Origin of the sequence: Maricurvus nonylphenolicus (genome assembly GCF_042854845.1) — a bacterium.
GTDB classification, from domain to species: Bacteria; Pseudomonadota; Gammaproteobacteria; order Pseudomonadales; family Cellvibrionaceae; genus Maricurvus; species Maricurvus nonylphenolicus.
Genome location: NZ_AP031498.1, coordinates 3,395,832 through 3,415,918, shown reverse-complemented (window position 1 = coordinate 3,415,918; position 20,087 = coordinate 3,395,832). Strand labels below are relative to the sequence as shown.

The window sequence follows — 20,087 nt, the reverse complement described above, 5'->3', positions numbered from 1 at the left end:
AGCAGATTATACTGAAGCTAAGCGATTTGATTGTAAATTGTTCGTTGTGGATAAAAACCACTCGGTCGGGACATTTTTTTATGGATTTCAGGAACTTATCCGAAAATCTCGAGTCTTTGCCGGTAACTGAAATATTGGGGTTTTCTCCCTTGGGTTTGCTTTATCCGTGTCTGGATGGGCAAAGGGAGTTTGGGAGTTAAGATGACGGCGCCGAAAGCGCAGCAAACAGATCAGCAGTTGGTTGAGCGGGTTCAAGCCGGTGACAAGCGGGCTTTTGACCTGCTGGTATTGAAATACCAGCACAAGATCCTGGCTATTATCAGTCGCTATATTCGCGACAGTCACGAAGTTCACGATGTGGCGCAAGAGGCTTTTATTAAAGCCTACCGCGCGTTGAAGAATTTCCGTGGTGATAGCCAGTTTTACACTTGGCTTTACCGGATTGCGATTAATACAGCTAAAAATCATTTGGTATCCCGTGGTCGTCGGCCGCCATCTTCCGATGTGGAGGTCGAGGACGCTGAGTACTACGGCGGTAGTGAAGCTCTTAAAGATGTAGATACACCGGAAAATAACCTGTTTCGCGATGAGTTGCAGGCGGTGGTCAATAAAGCCATACGAGAGTTGCCGGAGGATTTACGCACGGCCGTTACCCTGCGTGAATTAGAAGGTCTGAGTTATGAAGATATTGCCGATGTGATGGGATGTCCGGTGGGCACTGTACGTTCACGGATATTCAGGGCTCGGGAAGCCATCGATAAGCAGGTTGAACCACTGATTAATGGTTCAGAAGGGGTAGCTTAATAGCTTGAATCCCGCGGCAGGTCGGAGCTTAACGTTTTTTTGACCTTTTCTGGGATTTGTTTGAAACCATTTGCCATAACGCCGGTCATAGTTGTGCGAGCGGCAAAATAGACAGTTAAACGATAACAATACAGGTAGGAAATATGACTGACAAATCTTCCCAGCAGGCATTGCGTGAATCCCTGTCCGCCTTGGTTGATGACCAGGCTTCAGAATTGGAAGTGCGCCGTGTTTTACGTGCTAGCGAAGACGATGCGGAAATTCGTGATACCTGGACCCGCTATCAGTTGGCTCGATCAGCCATGCGTGGTGATCTGGAAAGCGCCAACTATATCGATCTGTCTGCCAGCATTCGCGATGCGATTGATGAAGAAGAAAGCTATGCGATGCCTGCGACTGATGCCAAGCCTAAACTGGGTTGGACTCAGCGTCTGGGGCGTTTTGCCATAGCGGCTTCTGTTGCCGGTGTTGTGGTGTTGACCGCCCAGGTATCGCAAACCCCAGAAGGGGTAGAGGTGGCTGGAACCGAGTTGTCCCCTGACGCAATTCCCTCTGTGGCCCTGCCAGCAGGTTATGGTGCGCCTAACTTGTCTGCCCGGACTGTAAGCAGCCACAAGCGTATGGAACCTTCACAGAGCTCACAATTTCTGCCGCAGGTTGCCATGCCTCAGACCAGTGTTCAGTCGCAGTCTGCTGCGGTGAATAACTCTCGTCAGCCGAGCCGTGAAGTACAGGCTCACCTGCACCGTGTTATGGAGATCCATGCCGGGCATGCTGCATTAAACAGTGGTAAAGGTATGTTGCCCTACGCCCGCGTTCCCGTGTTGGTCGGGGAACCAGTTCAGGAGCAATAATGCTTATTGTGGCCCAGGGTCTGTTGCTTAGGCTCTGGTTTCTGGGTTGATGGATTCTGGCGCTGATTTGGTACTATAGCGCTTGGTAATGGCTCAGGTTCGATTTTCTATACAGTGTTCAGGATGACAGACGCTCGATTGTTTTCATTTTTTTATCGCTCTTCTTTGTCTGGAGTTGCAAAAGCTCTAGGTTCTTTCTTCGTTTTCCTTTCTCTGTTGGTGGCAACGCCAGCACTCGCCAATGTTGGCGGGGACAAAGTACTTGCGCGTTTGGCCGATATGTCTCGGGCGCTGCGCGAGTTGAGTTATCAGGGGCTGGTCACCTATGAGCATGGCGGGGCTCTGGAGAGCCTGAAATTAACCCACATTGTGCGCGATGGGGTGGAGTACGCCCGGCTGGATCGGCTCAATGGCCCGGAACAGCCGCGCTTGCAACGGGGCTTGCCGACAGCGTGTGTGCCTGTTGCCGACCAGCTATTACGCGGGCTGCTTAATCCCTTTGGTGATGAATCCCGCAACCTCGAGCAGAGTTACCATTTCTATATGCGTGGGCGTGAACGTATTGCCGGGCGGCAGGCTGAGGTTATTCAGATCGTGCCGCGAGACCAGTACCGCCATGGCTACAATCTGGCCATCGACGAGCTAACGGCACTGCCTTTGCGGGCCATGATCGTCAGTCACGATAAGCGAGTTTTGGAGCGTTTCCAGTTTGTTGATTTGCAGACCGAAACGGAGGTGGCTCAGGCGGCAGCCCAGCAGCAAGAGCAGCCAGTTTCCGGTGCCGATACTGAGGCCGAGGCTGCTGTGGCGCAAAATGAGCTGCCATGCCCTGCAGTCGCATCTTCAGCGCCTACCGCTGCGGGAAGCTGGCAGGTGGGTTGGATGCCCAGTGGTTTCGTTTTATCCAGTGTTCAGCAGGCTGGGCTTCTGGGAGAGGTATTAATGTATACCGATGGCTTAAGTGCCTTTTCCGTATTTGTGTCCAAGCCCCAGCAGCAGGGATTTGACTTTGGCCGGGCGCAGTTAGGGGCTACGGTTGCTTATATCCACCCTGTTAAGGTTGCTAACCAGCCGTTTGTGATCACGGTGGTAGGGGAGATCCCTACTAAAACGGCGATGCGCATAGCCTCTTCTGTAAAACCCCGTTAAGGGCTCTGCTGTCCATAAATTCTCCAGTAGGACTAGATTCGGTTACAATAGAGCTATGATTACTGAAACCGGAAAAGTTGTTGCTGTCGAGAAAGACTGTTTGTGGGTAGAGACTATTCAGCGTTCTACCTGTCAGAGCTGTGCTGCCGAGAAGGGGTGCGGTCAGAGTCTGGTGGCGAAATGGGGGGGGCATACCAGCTACCTACGGGTCCTGCTGGAAGGTCGTAACCAGGACAATTACAAATTACATGATGAGGTGACCATTGGCGTGCCCGAAGAGGTGGTGGCTAATGGCTCTTTATTTGTGTATTTGGTGCCTCTGATAGGGCTGGTACTGGCAACACTTATAGCCAGCGCGCTAGGTTTCCCTGAAGGCGCTACAATTTTAACGGCTTTTGCCGGTTTCCTGCTGGGCGGTGGTTTGGTGCGATGGCACAGTGTTAAAACCCGTTCTGATTCCCGTCTGCAACCGGTATTAATTGATGGTACCAAGCCTGTGGTGTGGGCATCCTCATAGGTGTTGTCAGGCGATTCAAAAGAATGCGAAATGGTCTTGATATGGATTTAAAGCGGCAGGGAATAACCTCTCCGATGCATTTGCAAAAAAACGTACTAGTGTTGTTTGCGGCTGTTGTACTGCTGTTGGCCCAGGCTGCTTCGGCAAGGGGCTTGCCTGAGTTTACCGAACTTATTGAGGATAGCTCGCCGGCCGTGGTGAAGATTAATACGGTGGAACGCAAGCGCGTTGGACGTCATTTTCAAATACCGCAGCACCCGGATATTCCCGATATTTTTCGTCACCTGTTCGATCCGCGTTCGATGCCTGAGCGCCAGTCCCAAGCCATGGGATCGGGATTTCTGATCTCTGCGGATGGGTACATTCTCACCAATAATCATGTCGTCGATGGTGCAGATGAAATCCAGGTACGACTGATTGACCGTCGTGAATTTGATGCTCGCGTAATCGGTGCTGACGAACGCTCCGATTTGGCACTGCTAAAGATTGAAGCCTCTGATCTGCCTTACCTGAAATTTGCCAAACCTAACAGCTTGAAAGTGGGTGAATGGGTGTTGGCCATTGGCTCCCCATTTGGTTTGGATTATTCCGCCAGTGCGGGTATTGTCAGTGCCATCGGTCGCAGTATCCCCACTGAAAAGAACGAAAACTACGTACCGTTTATTCAGACCGATGTCGCTATTAATCCCGGTAATTCAGGCGGCCCTCTATTTAACTTGAAGGGTGAAGTGGTTGGTATCAACTCGCAAATTTATACCCGTTCAGGCGGCTCAATTGGTTTGTCATTTGCTATTCCTGTGGCGGTTGCCCAAGGGGTTGTTGATCAGTTGAAAGAAAAAGGCCGTGTGGATCGAGGCTGGCTTGGCGTTGTTATTCAGGAAGTCAGCAGAGACTTGGCCTCTTCCTTTGGCTTAAGTAAGCCTATGGGCGCGCTGGTAGCACAGTTGGAACCCAAAGGGCCTGCCGATATGGCCGGTATCCGTGTCGGAGATGTGATTATTGAGTTCGATGGCAACCCGATTATGATGTCTAGCGATTTACCCCATGCCGTGGGCCGCACCGTGCCTGGTCGATCAGTGCCGGTCGTGGTGATGCGTGAAGGCAAAAAGCGCGCCCTCAATGTGGAAGTGGGGATGTTGGGTGGCGGTGACGCTTCACCGCAGGTATCTGAAGCCCCCGTGGGAGGTGGTCGCCTGGGGTTAGATGTTCGCGATATTGACGAGCGTATGCGCAAGCGCTGGAACCTGGCTGCCGGGGTGGTGATTACCCAGGTGGTGCCGGGTGGTGCGGGCGCCAAGGCCGGCTTACACCCAGGGGATGTGATTGCGCAATTGGGCTTCCATGAAATTGGCGGTGTTGATGATTACCGCCGTGTTGAGTCTGAGCTGCCGGCCAACGAATTGCTGCCTATCCGCTATTTCCGCCGTGGCCGACCGGCGTTCCATACCTTCCGTATTGATGAATAATTAATCTCTTCCTTGCAGCCAGGGACTCAGTCCTGGCTGCTGTCATAGCACCTGCCTGGTAAATACGGTAAACTTGTAGCCTTGTATTGGGCTCCTAGGGCTCAGGTAAGTAACTGATTTTCCTTTGATTCTGTTTTTCTTTAACGTGCCCCTGCGGCACTGGTAGTGTGTCTTATATCGTGACTGATCTCAGCCATATCCGTAATTTCTCCATTATTGCCCATATTGACCATGGTAAATCCACCATCGCAGACCGGTTTATTCAGGTTTGTGGCGGCCTGTCTGACCGAGAAATGGAGGCTCAGGTACTGGACTCCATGGATTTGGAACGCGAGCGCGGTATCACCATTAAAGCCCAGAGCGTAACCCTGGACTATAAAGCCCGCGACGGTAAAACCTACCAGTTGAACTTTATTGATACCCCGGGACACGTGGATTTCTCCTATGAGGTATCCCGTTCTCTGTCTGCCTGCGAAGGTGCGCTGCTAGTGGTCGATGCGGCACAGGGCGTTGAAGCCCAGTCTGTGGCCAACTGCTACACGGCTCTGGATCAAGGTCTGGAAGTGATTCCGGTTCTGAATAAGATGGATCTGCCGCAGGCCGAGCCTGAGCGTGTAGCGCAGGAAATCGAAGACATTATTGCGATCGAAGCCACTGACGCGGTTAAGTGTAGTGCCAAGTCAGGATTGGGCATTGAGGATGTCCTGGAAGAGCTGGTACAGCATGTGCCACCACCGGAAGGTGATGTGGATGCACCGCTGCAGGCGCTGATCATTGATTCCTGGTTTGATAACTACCTGGGTGTAGTGTCACTGGTTCGCGTAAAGCAGGGTACCCTGCGCAAGCGCGACAAGATTATGACCAAGTCGCTTGGCAAAGCGCATGTTGCTGACAGTGTTGGTGTGTTTACCCCCAAACGTCTGGAAACAGGCGAGCTCAAGGCTGGCGAAGTAGGCTTTGTCGTAGCCGGTATTAAGGATATTCACGGGGCGCCTGTGGGCGATACCATCACCCATGTGAAAACTCAGGAAGTTGAGGCGCTGCCAGGCTTCCAGAAAGTAAAACCGCAGGTTTATGCTGGTCTGTTCCCGGTTAGCTCTGATGACTATGAGGCTTTCCGTGAAGCCCTGGCCAAGCTAAGCCTCAATGATGCTTCGCTGTTTTTCGAGCCCGAGAGCAGTGATGCACTGGGTTTTGGTTTCCGTTGTGGCTTCCTGGGCATGCTGCATATGGAAATCATCCAGGAGCGTCTGGAGCGAGAGTACAACCTGGATCTGATCACCACCGCACCGACAGTAGTCTATGAAGTGCTGCTGAATAACGGCGATGTGATGATGGTGGATAACCCCTCTAGTCTGCCGGACATTGGCACCATCCAGGAAATGCGCGAGCCTATCTGTGAAGCCAATATTCTGGTGCCGTCGGATTACCTGGGTAACGTGATCACACTCTGTGTGGAAAAGCGCGGCGTACAGAAAAATATGCAGTATGTGGGTAATCAGGTATCCCTGACCTATGAGCTGCCGATGAACGAAGTGGTCTTGGATTTCTTTGATCGCCTGAAGTCAGTGAGTCGCGGTTTTGCCTCGCTGGAATATAACTTTGTCCGCTTCGAACCTGCCAAACTGGTACGTTTGGATGTTCTGATTAACGGCGAGAAAGTTGATGCGCTGGCGCTGATTGTGCACCGTGATAATGCCCAGTTCAAAGGCCGTGCACTGGCTGACAAGATGAAAGAATTGATTCCCCGTCAGATGTTCGATGTTGCCATTCAGGCCGCTATAGGTGGTCAGATTGTTGCACGTACTACGGTAAAAGCCCTGCGTAAAAACGTAACCGCCAAGTGTTATGGCGGTGATATTACCCGTAAGAAAAAGCTGCTTGAAAAGCAAAAAGCGGGTAAGAAACGCATGAAGCAGGTGGGTAAAGTGGAAATTCCACAGGAAGCCTTCCTGGCTGTGCTGAAGGTTGATAGCTAACCCGCACGCGGGTATTTATAACAATGACTGCAGTCTAAAGAGAGTCTGTAGAGATAAAAAGTGTATTGAGACAATATGGATATTAATTTCCCTCTCGTCCTGGTTATTTTGGTATTTGTCAGTGGCGTTATCTGGTTGTTTGATGCCCTGTTTTTGGCCTCTAAACGCCGTCAAGCGGTAGCGGCTGTTGAGCAGCAGTTTGGTGATATAGAAGTGCTGCCCGAGGCGCGACAAATGGCCTTTAATACGGCCAGGGAAACCGCCGAGAAAGAGCCTGTTGCTGTTGAATATGCAAAATCTTTCTTCCCGGTTTTGTTTATCGTGTTGGTGTTGCGCTCGTTTCTGGTTGAACCCTTCCAGATTCCGTCATCCTCCATGGTGCCAACCCTGGAGATTGGTGATTTTATTCTGGTCAATAAATACACCTATGGTATTCGCCTGCCTGTTACTCGCACCAAGGTCATGGATATCAATGAGCCCGAGCGCGGCGATGTAATGGTGTTTTTCCCGCCCCATAAGAGCGTGTACTTTATCAAGCGTGTTGTAGGGCTGCCGGGTGACGAGATCCGTTATATCAATAACGTACTCTATGTGAATGGCAAAAAGCAGCCGCAGTCACTGGTTGCTGCACTGCCACCAGGTGATCCTCAGTACTACCTGATGGAAGAAACCCTGACTACAGCCGATGGCCCGGATAGCCATGCCATACGCAAGCAGGCTGTACCTAGTCCATTGAGCCGTGATGGTTACTGGCGTGTACCTGAAGGCCATTACTTTATGATGGGTGATAACCGCGATAACAGCTCCGATAGTCGGGAGTGGGGCCCTGTGCCTGAAGCCAATATCGTTGGTAAAGCCTTTGCTATTTGGATGCATTGGGAATCACTTGGCAGTATTCCGACCTTTGGTCGGGTAGGCTATATTGATTAAAGCCCTGATTGTTGGCTGACACTACTACAAGGATCGACGCGATTATGAAAACACTAAAAAAGCAGCGTGGTTTATCGTCTCTCGGGTGGTTGTTCGTTATCTCTGTTGGGGGCTTTGCTCTCTTGTGTGGCTTTAAACTGGGGCCAGTTTATCTGGATAACAGTTTCGTCCGCGGAGCGCTGCAATCTCTAGCGAAGGAGGAAGAGATTAGCAGTATGAGTGCTGGTGAGATCCGCTCCAGGCTGAGTAAGCTGTTCAGTATTAACAATATCCGCGGCGAAGTGACGAAAAAAGTAAAAGTTGAGCGCAAGAAAGATCGCGTGCTCGTCAATATCAATTATGAAGAACGCATTCCGTTGGTCTATAACATCGACGTAGTGTTAACGTTTGAAAACCAGCTCGATAGCAGCCGCCCAGGCGAGTGCTGTAATCCGCCGAAAGAATTTTAAGTGAACGATATCTCCAAACAGCGGCTGTTAACGCGTTTAGGTTGCAGCTTTAATGACCAGTCTCTTTTTGATCTTGCCCTGACGCACCGCAGCTGCGGTGCGAAAAATAATGAACGTTTAGAGTTCCTTGGTGACTCCATATTAGGTTTTGTGATCGGTGAAGCCTTATACCAAAAGTTTCCCGATGCTAAAGAGGGGCAGTTAAGCCGCCTGCGTTCACAGTTGGTAAAAGGGGAAACCCTGGCTGAGATTGCCCGAGAGTTTGAACTGGGCGATTGTCTAAACCTCGGTGAAGGCGAGATGAAAAGCGGTGGTTTTCGCCGTGCGTCCATTTTGGCGGATGCGGTAGAAGCTATTATCGGCGCTGTGTATATGGATCAGGGGATGGAAGCAGCCAAAGGCCGTATCCTCAACTGGTACCAGCCGCGTTTAGAGGGCTTGGTTCTAGCTGACAACCCTAAAGATCCTAAAACTGAGCTGCAGGAGTTTTTACAGGCTCGCCGAGCGCCGCTGCCTGAGTACGATGTGATCAGCGTGGCAGGTGATGCCCATGCCCAGCAGTTTACCGTGGTGTGTCGTACCTCTTTACTCAAAGAGCCGACCCAGGCCCAGGCCAGTAGCCGTCGTGCCGCCGAAAAACTGGCCGCAGCTGCCGCCTTAAAAGCCTTACAGGGTTGATGTGTTATGAGTTCCTCTGAAGCAGTTAGTCGCTGTGGTTATGTTGCCATTGTTGGGCGCCCGAATGTAGGCAAGTCGACATTACTGAACCATGTGTTACAGCAGAAAATCAGTATTACTTCGCGTAAACCCCAGACCACTCGCCACAATATGTTGGGCATTAAAACTGAAGGCCCCAACCAGATTATCTTCGTGGATACGCCGGGAATGCACCTGAACCATTCCAAAGCGATTAACCGCTATATGAATCGCTCTGCCAATACGGCGGTAAAAGATGTAGATGCGGTGATCTTTGTGGTGGATAAGCTGCATTGGACCGAAGAAGATGAAATGGTGATCAAACGGCTGGAAAACAATGCAAGTCCGGTTATTCTGGCTATCAATAAGGTTGATGAACTGGACGATAAAGAGGCGCTGTTACCACATTTGCAGGCCTTGAACGAGCGCGTTAATGTCGCAGAGGTCGTACCTATCTCCGCACTTCGAGGCCACAATCTCGATCGCTTGGAAGAAATCGTCGTATCCTATTTGCCTGAAGGGCAGCACTTCTTCCCGGAAGATCAAATTACCGATCGCAGTTCCCGGTTTATTGCCGCTGAAATGGTGCGCGAAAAAATAACTCGCCAGCTGGGTGATGAATTACCCTACCAAATGAACGTCGAGATTGAAGAGTTCTCCTATGAAGGCAATTGCCTGCATATCAGCGCACTGATCTTGGTGGAAAGCAAAGGCCAGAAGAAAATCCTGATCGGTGACAAGGGCGCTAAGATCAAACAAATTGGCCAGGCTGCCCGTGTTGATATGGAAAACCTGTTTGAAAGCAAAGTGATGCTGAAGCTGTGGGTCAAAGTTAAATCAGGTTGGTCCGATGACGAGCGGGCTTTGCGTAGTCTTGGTTACGACGATATTTAGGCTCACATGTCATCATGAATACTCTATAGGCAGGCCCAGTTATGAGAATAGAGCTTCAGCCTGCCTATATTCTTCACACCCGTCCTTTCCGTGATACCAGTTTAATCATCGACTGCTTTAGTCGCGATTATGGTCGTGTATCACTCTTGGCCAAGGGCGCTCGCAGCGCCAAATCTCGCCAGCGTCAATTGCTACAACCCTTTACTCCGCTGCTATTGTCCTGGCAGGGCAAAGGTGATCTGAAAACCCTGGTGGGTGTTGAAACAGAGGGACAGGGGCTCTTTCTACAGGGCAAGGTGCTGTTTAGCGGTTTGTATATCAATGAAGTCCTGGTGAGGTTACTGCCTCAAATGGATGCCCACCCGGATATTCTGTTTTTGTACCAGCAGGTTCTTGCCAGGTTGGAGCAGGTGAATCAGGGAGAGACTGATTTATTGGAGCCAAGCCTGAGACAGTTCGAATTCAGCCTATTGGAAGCCTTGGGGTACGGCATAGACTTCCATAGTGATTGCCAAGGGCAACCCCTGCAGCCTGAGGGATGGTACCAGTTGTACCCAGAGCGTGGGTTTCTATCCGTGCAGCCCAATCCTGATGAGGTAAGTTTTCAGGGCGCCTGTTTGAAAGCAATTGGGGAAGGTGATTTTTCTTCCTTGGTGAATCTGCGCACCGCCAAGCAGCTTGCACGCGTGGCACTAAAACCCTATCTTGGCAGTAAGCCATTGCAGAGTCGCATGCTGTTTGCTTCACAGCCTTTATCTTGAAAATAGTGAATTTATGATTGTTGGAATTGGAACTGATATTGCCCAAAGGTCTCGTATAGAGGCAAGCCTGGAACGCTTGGGTGACAAGTTTGCCAAACGTATTCTGACGCGGGTGGAAATGCAGGACTTCTCCGCCAGTAATCAACCTGGGGTATTTTTAACTAAACGCTTTGCCGCGAAAGAAGCGGTGGGTAAAGCGCTGGGTACCGGTATTGGCCGAGGGGTGTCATTCCAGCATATTCAGATTAACCACAATGAAGATGGTGCGCCGTTATTGCAGTTAACCGATGGTGCTGCTGAGCGTTTACAAAAATTAGGTGGCAAGCATACGCATATCAGTATCGCCGACGAAGTGGATTACGCCACTGCATTTGTCATTCTTGAATCGTAAACAAAACTTCGAATCGCCACAATTTAGTTTAGTGCGCCCAGACTAAGGATTCCGCCTTTAAGCAGTCTCTTCCCCAAACAAGCTCTCCAAATCATGCTCATCAGCCCACTCCTGAAGACGAGTAATTGCCTCCAACAGCTTCTCAATAGGCGCTTCCAGCTCGTCGTTAAATTGTTTTTGCAGCAGGCCATCAACCGTAGCGCTGGCAGCACGTAACTGAGGAACGCCACAATAACAGCAGCCACCATGAAGGCGGTGTACCAGGCTTTCCAGCTCAGCCCAGTTTTGCTCTTGATATAGCGTTTCAATTTGCGCTTTGTCACTAGCCAACCCTTTCAACAGCATGCTTAGCATATCCTTGGCCAGCTTGGTTTTTTGATTGGTTAAACGCAGGGCTTCAGACAAATCCATAATCTCAAACACCGAAGGCGCTTCCGGTGGTGCTGGAATCGCTTCCAGATCGGGTTCAGCCAGCGATGGTGATGGCTTGATTAGCTCGCCTTCCGATTGCAGCCAGCGATTCAGAATATGGGCCAGCTGTGATTCGCTGACGGGTTTGGTGGTGTAGTCATCCATACCGGCCAGCAACAATTGCGACTTTTGTTCGTTCATCGCGTGGGCTGTTAGGGCAATGACGGGGGTGCGGTAGTCGTCACTCTCCACCTGGCGTAACTGCCTGGTGGTTTCCAAACCATCCAGACCTGGCATTTGTACATCCATAAAAATCAGGTCAAAGCGTTGGCGACGACATTTATCCAGCGCTTCTTTACCGTTATTGGCTTGGCTGACTCGCATCCCCAAGCCTTGCAAAAACTCGCTGACCAGCTGCAGATTGGCAGGGTTGTCATCCACGGCAAGAATATGGGGGCGCTCTGCGGGCTGTGTTGCCAAAGCGACAGGGCTGGATTCTGAAGTGGGCAACTCAGCTTGCAGGCCAATATGTTCACACAGGGCTTCGTAGAGGCGATCGTGACTTAGCGGTTTGGAAATAACTTCTGCAGCTGTATCAGAAAGCCCCTGGTGTTGATCGTAGAGGGTTTCCGGCAGGGTAACGACAATAACCGGGCAGCCCCAGTGATTCTGCGACAACTGGATTAAATGGCGTAAATACTCGGCGCGATTGGCATCGTCATCGGTAGAGGTACCCAGAATAATGGCATCCAATGGCGTGTCGGCGGTTTTGGTATTTTCCAGGTGTTGGGGAATATCGGTTTCCTGTTCGATATCCAGCACCTCTGCCTGCCAGCCTTCCAGGTAGTGGCTAATTTGCAGGTGGCTAATGGGATTGCTTTCCAGTACCCCAATAAACTTGCCACGCAGGGCCTTGTAGGGATCTTCACTAAAGCCTTCGGTGATGCCCAGGCGTGCGGTAAACCAGAAGGTTGAACCTTCACCGCTTTCACTTTCTACACCAATATTGCCACCCATACGGTCAACCAGGCCCTTGGAAATGGCGAGTCCCAATCCCGTACCGCCTTGTTCGCGGTTATTGGCGCTGTCGATTTGCGAGAAGGCCTGGAACAGTTGAGCCTGCTGCTCTTGGGTAAGGCCAATACCAGAATCGGATACACTGATTTTAATCAGTACCTTGTTATCGACAGCTTCTTCCTGCTGGGCGCGAATAATAATATTGCCGCGACCGGAAAACTTGGTGGCATTACTAACCAGATTACTCAGGACCTGTTTTAGACGCAGGGCATCCCCCATCAGCTGCAAAGGCATATCGTGGTCGATTAAGGAGATAAGTTGCTGGCTTTTTTCATGGGCACTGGGGGCAACAATTTGCAGTGTTTCTTCAATGACCTGGCGTAAATCCAGAGGCGCATAATCCAGTGTCAGTTTGCCTGATTCAATGCGCGAAAAATCCAGTATATCGTTAATGATAGTCAGCAATCCTTGGGACGAATGGGCGATGGTTCGCAGGTATTCCCGTTGCTGTGTGGTTAACTGGGTTTTCAGCAGCAGGCTGGTAAAACCAATAATACCGTTAATGGGGGTGCGAACTTCATGGCTGGTATTGGCCAGGAATTCCGATTTAATTTGGCTGGCTTTAAGTGCGTTTTTACGGGCAATATCCAGTTCAATATTTTTGACTTCAATCGCTTCCAGGGTTTCCTGCAAATCTTCCGTTGCCTGGCTAATTTGTTGTTGCACATCCTGTTGCGTGTACTGCAGATAATTGCCCAGTTGATTGGTTTCCTTGCCCAGACGCTGTAATTCCAGACAGCCTTCGATAGGGGTGCGGTTATCCAGCTTGCCGCTGTTAAAGGCTTCCAGTGTCGACTGAATATGGGTAAGTGGCGCGTGAATTTCTCGTGTTAGACGCCAGGCTAAAAAGGTTAACAGCAGAAGAGTTAGAATAACGCCGATGAGGGTGGCGATGATGCCTTGGTACTTGGGCACAAGGGTGACCTCATGGTTCATTGTCACCACTGCCCAGCCAAGCAGCTCACCATTGTTATTGGCCCGTATGGGAGAGCTGAGGAACATCATATCCTGTTGCAGCTGTACCTGGGGCTCGGAGCTAAGCAGCGAGGTGGGAAGTACCTGTAAGGGGCCTGCGTGATTAACGACTTCCTGTTGAGCATTAAATATCGATGCCGCTGAGATATGAGGGGCACCTATCAGGGCCTTGGTGCTTTTCGCCGTAAGCGGTGCCAGGTTTTCGCGATTGCCAGACAGAAGGTCACTGTGGCCGGTTTCCGCAAGCCAATGCAGGGCGACACGGCCTTTACTTAATTCCAGTTTATTGAGCTGATCAATATATAGGCTAACCAAGCCTGCGCCGAGCAGGGCTATAAAAAGGACCGTAGGAATAATACTGAGTTGTTGAACTTTAACGTTCAACGACTTCGGAAGGATGCTCATTTGATTGGGGCCTGGCTTATTTTTGGTTATATGCTTAAGCCAAACCACCATACCATAATCCCCCCCAAGGCGCTAAAATGGGCGGCCTGAAGCGGTGCTTGGTACACGGGCCTGGCAATCGATAAACCACAGAATTAGTGATCGAAGAACAGTTATGGATTTCCCTACCATTGAATCATGTATAGGTAATACTCCTCTGGTGCGCTTGCAGCGCCTGCCAGGCAATACCACCAATACCGTACTGGTAAAACTTGAGGGCAATAACCCTGCAGGATCGGTTAAGGATCGTCCAGCACTGTCCATGATCAACCGCGCTGAGCAGCGTGGTGATATTCGCCCGGGTGACACCTTAATTGAGGCTACCAGTGGTAACACTGGAATTGCGTTGGCTATGGCGGCGGCCATCAAGGGCTACCGTATGGTTCTGATCATGCCGGATAACATGACTCAAGAGCGCAAAGACGCCATGGCTGCCTATGGGGCAGAACTTATTCTGGTGAGCCAGGAGCAATCCATGGAGGGCGCACGCGATTTGGCCAAGCAAATGGAAGCTGAAGGCCAGGGTAAGGTGCTGGATCAGTTTGGTAACTTCGACAACCCTCGTGCCCATTATGAAACCACGGGCCCTGAATTGTGGCAGCAAACGGCGGGTAGCATTACTCACTTTGTCAGTTCTATGGGCACCACCGGCACCATTATGGGGACCTCCAGTTATTTAAAAGAACGCAATCCGGATATTCAGATTGTCGGTTTGCAACCCGAAGAAGGGGCCAGTATTCCTGGCATTCGTCGTTGGCCGAAGGAATATTTGCCGAGTATTTTTGATGCGGCCCGAGTTGATCAGGTCATCAATATGGGACAGCAAGAAGCCGAAGAGACTATGCGTGCCCTGGCGCAGCAGGAGGGGATCTTCTGTGGTGTCTCCAGTGGCGGTGCCGTCGCCGGTGCCTTGCGTTTAAGCCAACAAGTGGAGAACGCTGTGATTGTGGCTGTGATCTGTGACCGAGGTGATCGTTACCTGTCTTCCGGTCTCTACAATCAATAAGTTAATCGTAAGTTAAAAGTACTCAGCCACGATGGCGAAAATTTTTAAGCCCACCAAAAAACAGGTTGAGGCTCCCCGACAGCTTCATATTGATCGTCAGTCCTATGATGGTCGTGGCATAGCGCATTATCGGGGGCAGACAGTATTTGTGACCGGGGCGCTCCCCGCTGAGACCGTATCGGTACAACATTTCAAGGCGCAGCGACGTTATGCTGAATGTCAGGCTGGCAATATTGTTAGCGCCTCACCTGAGCGAGTTTCAGCCCCCTGTGAATACTATGGGCGCTGTGGTGGCTGTAATCTGCAGCACCAGAATGATGAGGCTCAGCTAGCGTTTAAGCAACGCAGTGTACTTGAACAAATGCAGCGCCAGGCAGGGTTAGAGCCTGAGGCGCTTGCGCCAGCTTTAGTCTCTGCGCCGTGGCATTATCGAAGTCGCGCCCGGCTGGGTGTCGATCGTCAGGGCAGACTGGCCTTTCGCCAGCGCGACAGCAAAGCGTTTGTCGCCATTGATCATTGCCGTGTCCTGGCTGCCGAGCTACGGCCTTTTATCGACGCTATACAGGCTTTGCCTCAATACGCCAAAGTCGGCGGAATTAGCCATATTGAATTGGTGTATGTAGAGGGCGCGGCAGCTGCAGTGGTTCGCCATACCAAGGCGCTGCCAGAGAAAGTACGTACCTGGCTGCAGGGTGTGGCCAGTGAGTCCGGTGTTAGTCTGTGGCTGCAAGGTGAGAGGCACGGTGGTTTACAGGATTCAACCGGAGAGGCAGTGGATCCACGCTTGTTCTATGACTTGCCGGCGTTTGATGTGCGTTTGGGCTTTCACCCGGCTGATTTCACCCAGGTTAATACCGATATAAACCGGCAAATGGTCTCTCAAGCGATTGACTGGCTACAGTTGCAGGGCTCGGAAACCGTCCTGGATCTGTTTTGTGGGATTGGCAACTTTACTCTACCATTGGCACGTCGGGCGGCCCATGTGATTGGTGTAGAGGCCATAGAATCTATGGTTCAGCGGGGCCGAGAGAATTCTGAGGCTAATCTGCTGACCAATTGTGAATTTGTGGCTGCGGATCTTGAGCAAGATGATTGTGAAAAAGCATGGAACCATCGGGCAATTGATGCGGTCTTATTAGATCCACCTAGAGCTGGAGCCCAGCAGGTGGCGGCTTTATTGGGGCGCTTGCAGGCAGATAAGATTGTATATGTCTCCTGTAATCCGGCCAGTTTGGCTCGTGATGCCAAAGCGCTGGCAGATCAGGGGTTTCGCTTGGCGCGCTTGGGGGTAATGGATATGTTCCCTCATACAGCACATATTGAATCCATGGCGCTGTTTACACGTAGTTAATTTGTACGTGGTTAAGGTTATGCGTAATTATGTCATAGCGTTTGTGATTTAGATGGATGAAGTACACATTTGCGGTATAGGAAACCAAAGTAAGCATTATGGTTAAAGTTAGAGAAGATCATCCCATCACCGATGATGGTGTTGTTGATATCGATGCATGGATTAGCCGTCTCTATGAGCTGGATACCCTGGAAGTCAGCGCCAGAGCACCCATTAAGCGCGCCTGTGAGCGCAGCTTCCGGGCCGAGCAGGATGCGATTGCCGCAGAAAATATCTGGCCCGATGGTAGCAGCAGTTTTCGCACAGGTCTGGAAATGGCCGAGATCCTCGCTGACTTGCAGTTGGATTGTGAAACCCTGCAAGCGGCGATCCTCTATCGCGCCGTGCGCGAGAATAAAATTACCTTAAAGCACGTCGAGGATGAGTTTGGTGCAGTCGTAGCCAAACTGATCAAAGGTGTTCTGCGCATGGCTGCGATTTCCAACTTGCGCACAAGTTCAGAGGGCAGTGTATTTGGTCGCCAGTCGGAAGAGCAGGGCGAAAAGATTCGCAAAATGCTGGTGGCAATGGTTGACGATGTACGTGTTGCCTTGATCAAACTGGCGGAGCGTACCTGCGCGATACGGGCGGTAAAAAATACCGATGAAGAAAAGCGCCGTCGGGTAGCCCGCGAAGTGGCTGATATTTATGCGCCCTTAGCCCACCGATTAGGGATCGGTCATATTAAGTGGGAGCTGGAAGACCTATCCTTCCGCTACCTTGAACCTGACGATTATATGCACATTGCGCGTTTGTTGGACGAGCGTCGTGTTGATCGCCAAGGTTATATCGATAATGTGCTGAAGATTCTTAACAAAGAATTAAACGCGATAAATATCGATGCAGAAATTTTTGGTCGTGCCAAACATATCTACAGTATCTGGCGGAAAATGCGTCGCAAGGATATTGGTTTTTCACAGGTTTACGATATTCGCGCGGTCCGTATTTTGGTGCCGACGGTACGTGACTGTTATGCCGTATTGGGGGTGGTGCACAATCTGTGGCGCAATATCCCAAATGAGTTTGATGATTACATCGCCTCGCCAAAAGAAAATGGTTACCGCTCATTACATACGGCGGTTATTGGACCTGATCGTAAGGTGCTGGAAATCCAGATTCGTACCAAGGCCATGCATGAAGAGGCCGAATTTGGTGTTTGTGCTCATTGGTTGTACAAAGGCACTGACCAGGAAGGTAGTGAAGACAGCTACGAGCAAAAAATTGCCTGGCTGCGGCAAGTATTGGAATGGCATGAAGAGCTGGGTGGCGATCCACTTGAAGATGACTTGTCTTCCGGTGTCGAGCAGGACCGTATTTACGTTTTTACACCCGATGGCCATGTGATTGATTTGCCACCAAGTGCAACGCCCCTTGATTTTGCCTACCGCATTCATACCGATGTGGGTAACCGCTGTCGCGGTGCCAAAGTGAATGGCCGTATCGTGCCGCTAAACTACAGCCTGAAAACCTCCGATCAGGTTGAAATTATGACCGGTAAGCTGGATTCACCCAGCCGGGATTGGTTGTCGCCAGCGCTGGGTTATCTCACTACAGGCCGTGCCAGGGCCAAGGTTCAGCACTGGTTTAAATTACAGGCGCGAGATCAGAATATTGCCGATGGTCGAGCCATTCTCGATAAGGAATTCCGTCGCCTGGGGGTCGAAGGACTCGACTTTGATGCATTGGCAGAAAAGCTCAACTTAAAAGGTCTGGATGATCTCTATGCGGCAGTTGGTGCCAGCGATTTAGGTGTTGGTCAGGTACTCAATGCAGCGCAGAAGCAGCTGTTGGCCGACCAGCCGGAAGTTGAACCGGTAGTGAGTCTCACCGGTAAAGCTTCAGACCAGAAAAGTAGTACCGATGTGTATATTGATGGTGTGGGTAATTTGTTAACCCATATCGCAGGCTGTTGTCGGCCTGTACCAGGTGATGCCATTAGCGGCTACATTACCCTGGGTAAGGGAGTGTCTATCCACCGTCAGGATTGTAGCAATATCCTGCAATTGGCTTCCGATGAACCCGAGCGAATTATCAAGGTCGAGTGGGCCGCGGCGCCGGAGAGTTTCTACTCGGTGGACTTGATTATCGAAGCGTTTGACCGTCACGGCCTGCTGCGAGACATTACCGCCTTGCTGGATAATGAGCGTATCAATATTAGCGCGATGCAAACCTTGTCTGACAAACGGAAAAATACCGTGGATATGGGTATCACCGTCGAGATTCGCAACTTCTCGGAATTGAGTCGTGTATTGGCGCGTTTAAATCAGTTGCCGAACGTGGCATCTGCTCGCCGTAAACATTAATTTATAGGTATTCTTCTGGGGGAATGCTGTGACTTCTAGGCGTTACGATGTCAGTGATTTGCTGACCTTAATGGCCCGGCTAAGGGATCCTGTCGATGGTTGTCCCTGGGACATCGAGCAAAGCTATCGCACCATTGCCCCTTCTACCATTGAAGAAGCTTACGAAGTGGTCGATGCCATTGAGCGGGAAAACTATGATCACCTGCGAGAAGAATTAGGTGATTTGTTATTCCAGGTAATTTTCTACAGCCAATTAGCCGAAGAAGAGCAGCGTTTTAACTTCAACGATATTGTCTCTGAGCTGGTTACCAAACTGGTTCGACGCCATCCCCATGTGTTTCCTGAAAATACGCTGGAGAGCCGTGTCGGTGCTTTGGGGCGTGATTCTGATACTGAGATCAAGGCTCGTTGGGAAGCCTTAAAAGCCGAAGAGCGAGCTGCTAAAGGTCAGCAGGGTGTACTGGATGATGTGCCTGTTAATCTGCCTGCATTAACCCGTGCAGCCAAACTGCAAAAACGTGCCGCTAATGTAGGCTTTGATTGGCCGGATATCGGTGGAGTGCTGGATAAGGTCGAAGAAGAGATCGGTGAGTTAAGGCAAGCCATTAAGACGGACGATAAAGCCGCTATCACCGACGAAATGGGGGACTTGTTGTTTGCGCTGGTAAACGGCTGCCGTCACCTGAAAGTGGAGCCTGAGGGGGCTCTGCGAGGGACCAATAGCAAGTTTGAGCGACGTTTTCAGTATATTGAACAGCAACTCAGCGTACAGGGCCAGACCCCCGAAGAGGCCTCTCTGGCGTTGATGGATAGTTTGTGGGATAAAGCCAAGACGGAAGGCTTGTAAACTCCTGCCGCCTGTTACTCTTTAATGTAGCGATCCTTGTTCATCAGGCTTTGCGGACGTATTAGGCTTTGCAGGGGATTCGGATTTTGCAGAAGCCTGTGCTGCAGGTTTGGTTGTAGCAGGTTGAGCTTTTGTCTCTTCAGCTGATTTGTCCGGTACGGGAGTTTTTTGCTGGGCTTCAGTTTTAGCAGTGGCATTTCTGCCTTCCAGTTTCTGAGCCAGTTCCAGTTTTTCTTTTACGCTCAGTGTTTCTTTTAGATCAGCTTTCAGACTGGTAATTTCCTTGGTACGCGTTTCGATGTCTTGCTGCAGGTTTTTGATTTCAGTTTGCAGTTGCTGTGTTCTATCCCGAAGGCGCTGCTCTTTGCTCTTGGCGTCATCAATAATCTCTTCCAGAGCGATTTGGGTGGATTCCAGGGTTTTCTTTACGACAGTGACAACCAGTTCTTTGTTGTCTGCAGGCAGTGTTCGCATCAGTGAAATGGCATCTTCAATGCCGTAGCTAAGTTTTTTTACCGGTGCCTCGGGTGCCGCTATTTCTGCGGGATCAAAATCGTCATCGGCGAGGAAGGATTCATCTAAATCACTGGCGTCCGGCAGTGGGACTGGTTCAAAAGGGTCTGTGATGACTTCGTCTTTTGAATGGCTACGGGAAAATAGACCCATGGTAATCACCCTCCGTAGAAAAGAAGAAAGTAAGCTGTTCCCTATAAGGTTAGTTGAGATGTAAGGGATTCTTTTGAC

18 protein-coding genes are annotated in these 20,087 nt (G+C 50.6%); 16 read left to right on the top strand and 2 right to left on the bottom strand.

Annotation, left to right across the window (positions count from 1 at the left end; all coding sequences use genetic code 11):
* Positions 1-201 precede the first annotated feature (201 nt).
* The 12 genes from rpoE (at position 202) to acpS (ending at position 10,890) form a co-directional block, all read left to right on the top strand.
* Positions 202-804: an RNA polymerase sigma factor RpoE gene (rpoE, locus tag ACGHZ6_RS14970; RefSeq protein WP_390614786.1), complete on the top strand. Its 603-nt coding sequence runs from the start codon at positions 202-204 to the stop codon at positions 802-804.
* Between the two features lie 143 nt (positions 805-947).
* Positions 948-1,658, top strand: a complete 711-nt coding sequence (locus tag ACGHZ6_RS14965) for a sigma-E factor negative regulatory protein (protein ID WP_390614785.1) — start codon at positions 948-950, stop codon at positions 1,656-1,658.
* A gap of 123 nt (positions 1,659-1,781) precedes the next feature.
* Positions 1,782-2,807, top strand: a complete 1,026-nt coding sequence (locus ACGHZ6_RS14960) for a MucB/RseB C-terminal domain-containing protein (protein WP_390614784.1) — start codon at positions 1,782-1,784, stop codon at positions 2,805-2,807.
* Positions 2,808-2,862: 55 nt separating this feature from the next.
* Positions 2,863-3,324 (top strand): SoxR reducing system RseC family protein, encoded by a 462-nt coding sequence (locus tag ACGHZ6_RS14955; RefSeq protein ID WP_390614783.1) that lies wholly within the window; start codon positions 2,863-2,865, stop codon positions 3,322-3,324.
* Positions 3,325-3,398: 74 nt separating this feature from the next.
* Positions 3,399-4,790, top strand: a complete 1,392-nt coding sequence (locus tag ACGHZ6_RS14950; RefSeq protein WP_390614782.1) for a Do family serine endopeptidase — start codon at positions 3,399-3,401, stop codon at positions 4,788-4,790.
* A gap of 179 nt (positions 4,791-4,969) precedes the next feature.
* Positions 4,970-6,769 (top strand): translation elongation factor 4, encoded by a 1,800-nt coding sequence (gene lepA, locus ACGHZ6_RS14945; RefSeq protein ID WP_390614781.1) that lies wholly within the window; start codon positions 4,970-4,972, stop codon positions 6,767-6,769.
* 75 nt (positions 6,770-6,844) lie between these two features.
* Positions 6,845-7,699, top strand: a complete 855-nt coding sequence (lepB, locus tag ACGHZ6_RS14940; RefSeq protein WP_390614780.1) for a signal peptidase I — start codon at positions 6,845-6,847, stop codon at positions 7,697-7,699.
* A gap of 44 nt (positions 7,700-7,743) precedes the next feature.
* Positions 7,744-8,148 carry a DUF4845 domain-containing protein gene (locus tag ACGHZ6_RS14935; protein ID WP_390614779.1) on the top strand — a complete coding sequence of 135 codons (405 nt, stop codon included), beginning with the start codon at positions 7,744-7,746 and terminating at the stop codon, positions 8,146-8,148.
* Positions 8,149-8,826, top strand: coding sequence for a ribonuclease III (gene rnc / locus ACGHZ6_RS14930; RefSeq protein WP_390614778.1), 678 nt, complete (start codon positions 8,149-8,151; stop codon positions 8,824-8,826).
* 6 nt (positions 8,827-8,832) lie between these two features.
* A complete protein-coding gene (era, locus tag ACGHZ6_RS14925) occupies positions 8,833-9,738 on the top strand; it encodes a GTPase Era (protein WP_390614777.1) in 906 nt (301 codons plus the stop codon).
* A gap of 41 nt (positions 9,739-9,779) precedes the next feature.
* The gene (gene recO / locus ACGHZ6_RS14920) at positions 9,780-10,499 is read left to right on the top strand and encodes a DNA repair protein RecO (RefSeq protein WP_390614776.1); all 720 of its coding nucleotides are present in this window, start codon (positions 9,780-9,782) and stop codon (positions 10,497-10,499) included.
* Positions 10,500-10,512: 13 nt separating this feature from the next.
* Positions 10,513-10,890, top strand: a complete 378-nt coding sequence (gene acpS, locus ACGHZ6_RS14915) for a holo-ACP synthase (protein ID WP_390614775.1) — start codon at positions 10,513-10,515, stop codon at positions 10,888-10,890.
* A gap of 57 nt (positions 10,891-10,947) precedes the next feature.
* Here the strand turns inward: acpS and ACGHZ6_RS14910 are convergent, their stop codons facing one another.
* Entirely contained in the window at positions 10,948-13,758 is a 2,811-nt protein-coding gene (locus tag ACGHZ6_RS14910; protein WP_390614774.1) for a response regulator, read from the bottom strand.
* 154 nt (positions 13,759-13,912) lie between these two features.
* Here ACGHZ6_RS14910 and cysM point away from each other — a divergent pair, with 154 nt between their 5' ends.
* The 4 genes from cysM to mazG all read left to right on the top strand — a co-directional run bounded on the left by cysM (position 13,913) and on the right by mazG (position 19,343).
* Positions 13,913-14,803, top strand: coding sequence for a cysteine synthase CysM (gene cysM / locus ACGHZ6_RS14905; protein WP_390614773.1), 891 nt, complete (start codon positions 13,913-13,915; stop codon positions 14,801-14,803).
* A gap of 31 nt (positions 14,804-14,834) precedes the next feature.
* Positions 14,835-16,154 (top strand): 23S rRNA (uracil(1939)-C(5))-methyltransferase RlmD, encoded by a 1,320-nt coding sequence (gene rlmD / locus ACGHZ6_RS14900; RefSeq protein WP_390614772.1) that lies wholly within the window; start codon positions 14,835-14,837, stop codon positions 16,152-16,154.
* A gap of 98 nt (positions 16,155-16,252) precedes the next feature.
* Positions 16,253-18,496, top strand: coding sequence for a GTP diphosphokinase (relA, locus tag ACGHZ6_RS14895; protein ID WP_390614771.1), 2,244 nt, complete (start codon positions 16,253-16,255; stop codon positions 18,494-18,496).
* A 28-nt stretch (positions 18,497-18,524) separates the two neighbouring features.
* Complete coding sequence (mazG, locus tag ACGHZ6_RS14890) at positions 18,525-19,343, top strand: nucleoside triphosphate pyrophosphohydrolase (protein ID WP_390614770.1); 819 nt, start codon at positions 18,525-18,527, stop codon at positions 19,341-19,343.
* Between the two features lie 21 nt (positions 19,344-19,364).
* Here mazG and ACGHZ6_RS14885 read toward each other — a convergent pair whose 3' ends face one another.
* Positions 19,365-20,009: a coiled-coil domain-containing protein gene (locus ACGHZ6_RS14885; protein ID WP_390614769.1), complete on the bottom strand. Its 645-nt coding sequence runs from the start codon at positions 20,007-20,009 to the stop codon at positions 19,365-19,367.
* Positions 20,010-20,087: the final 78 nt, after the last annotated feature.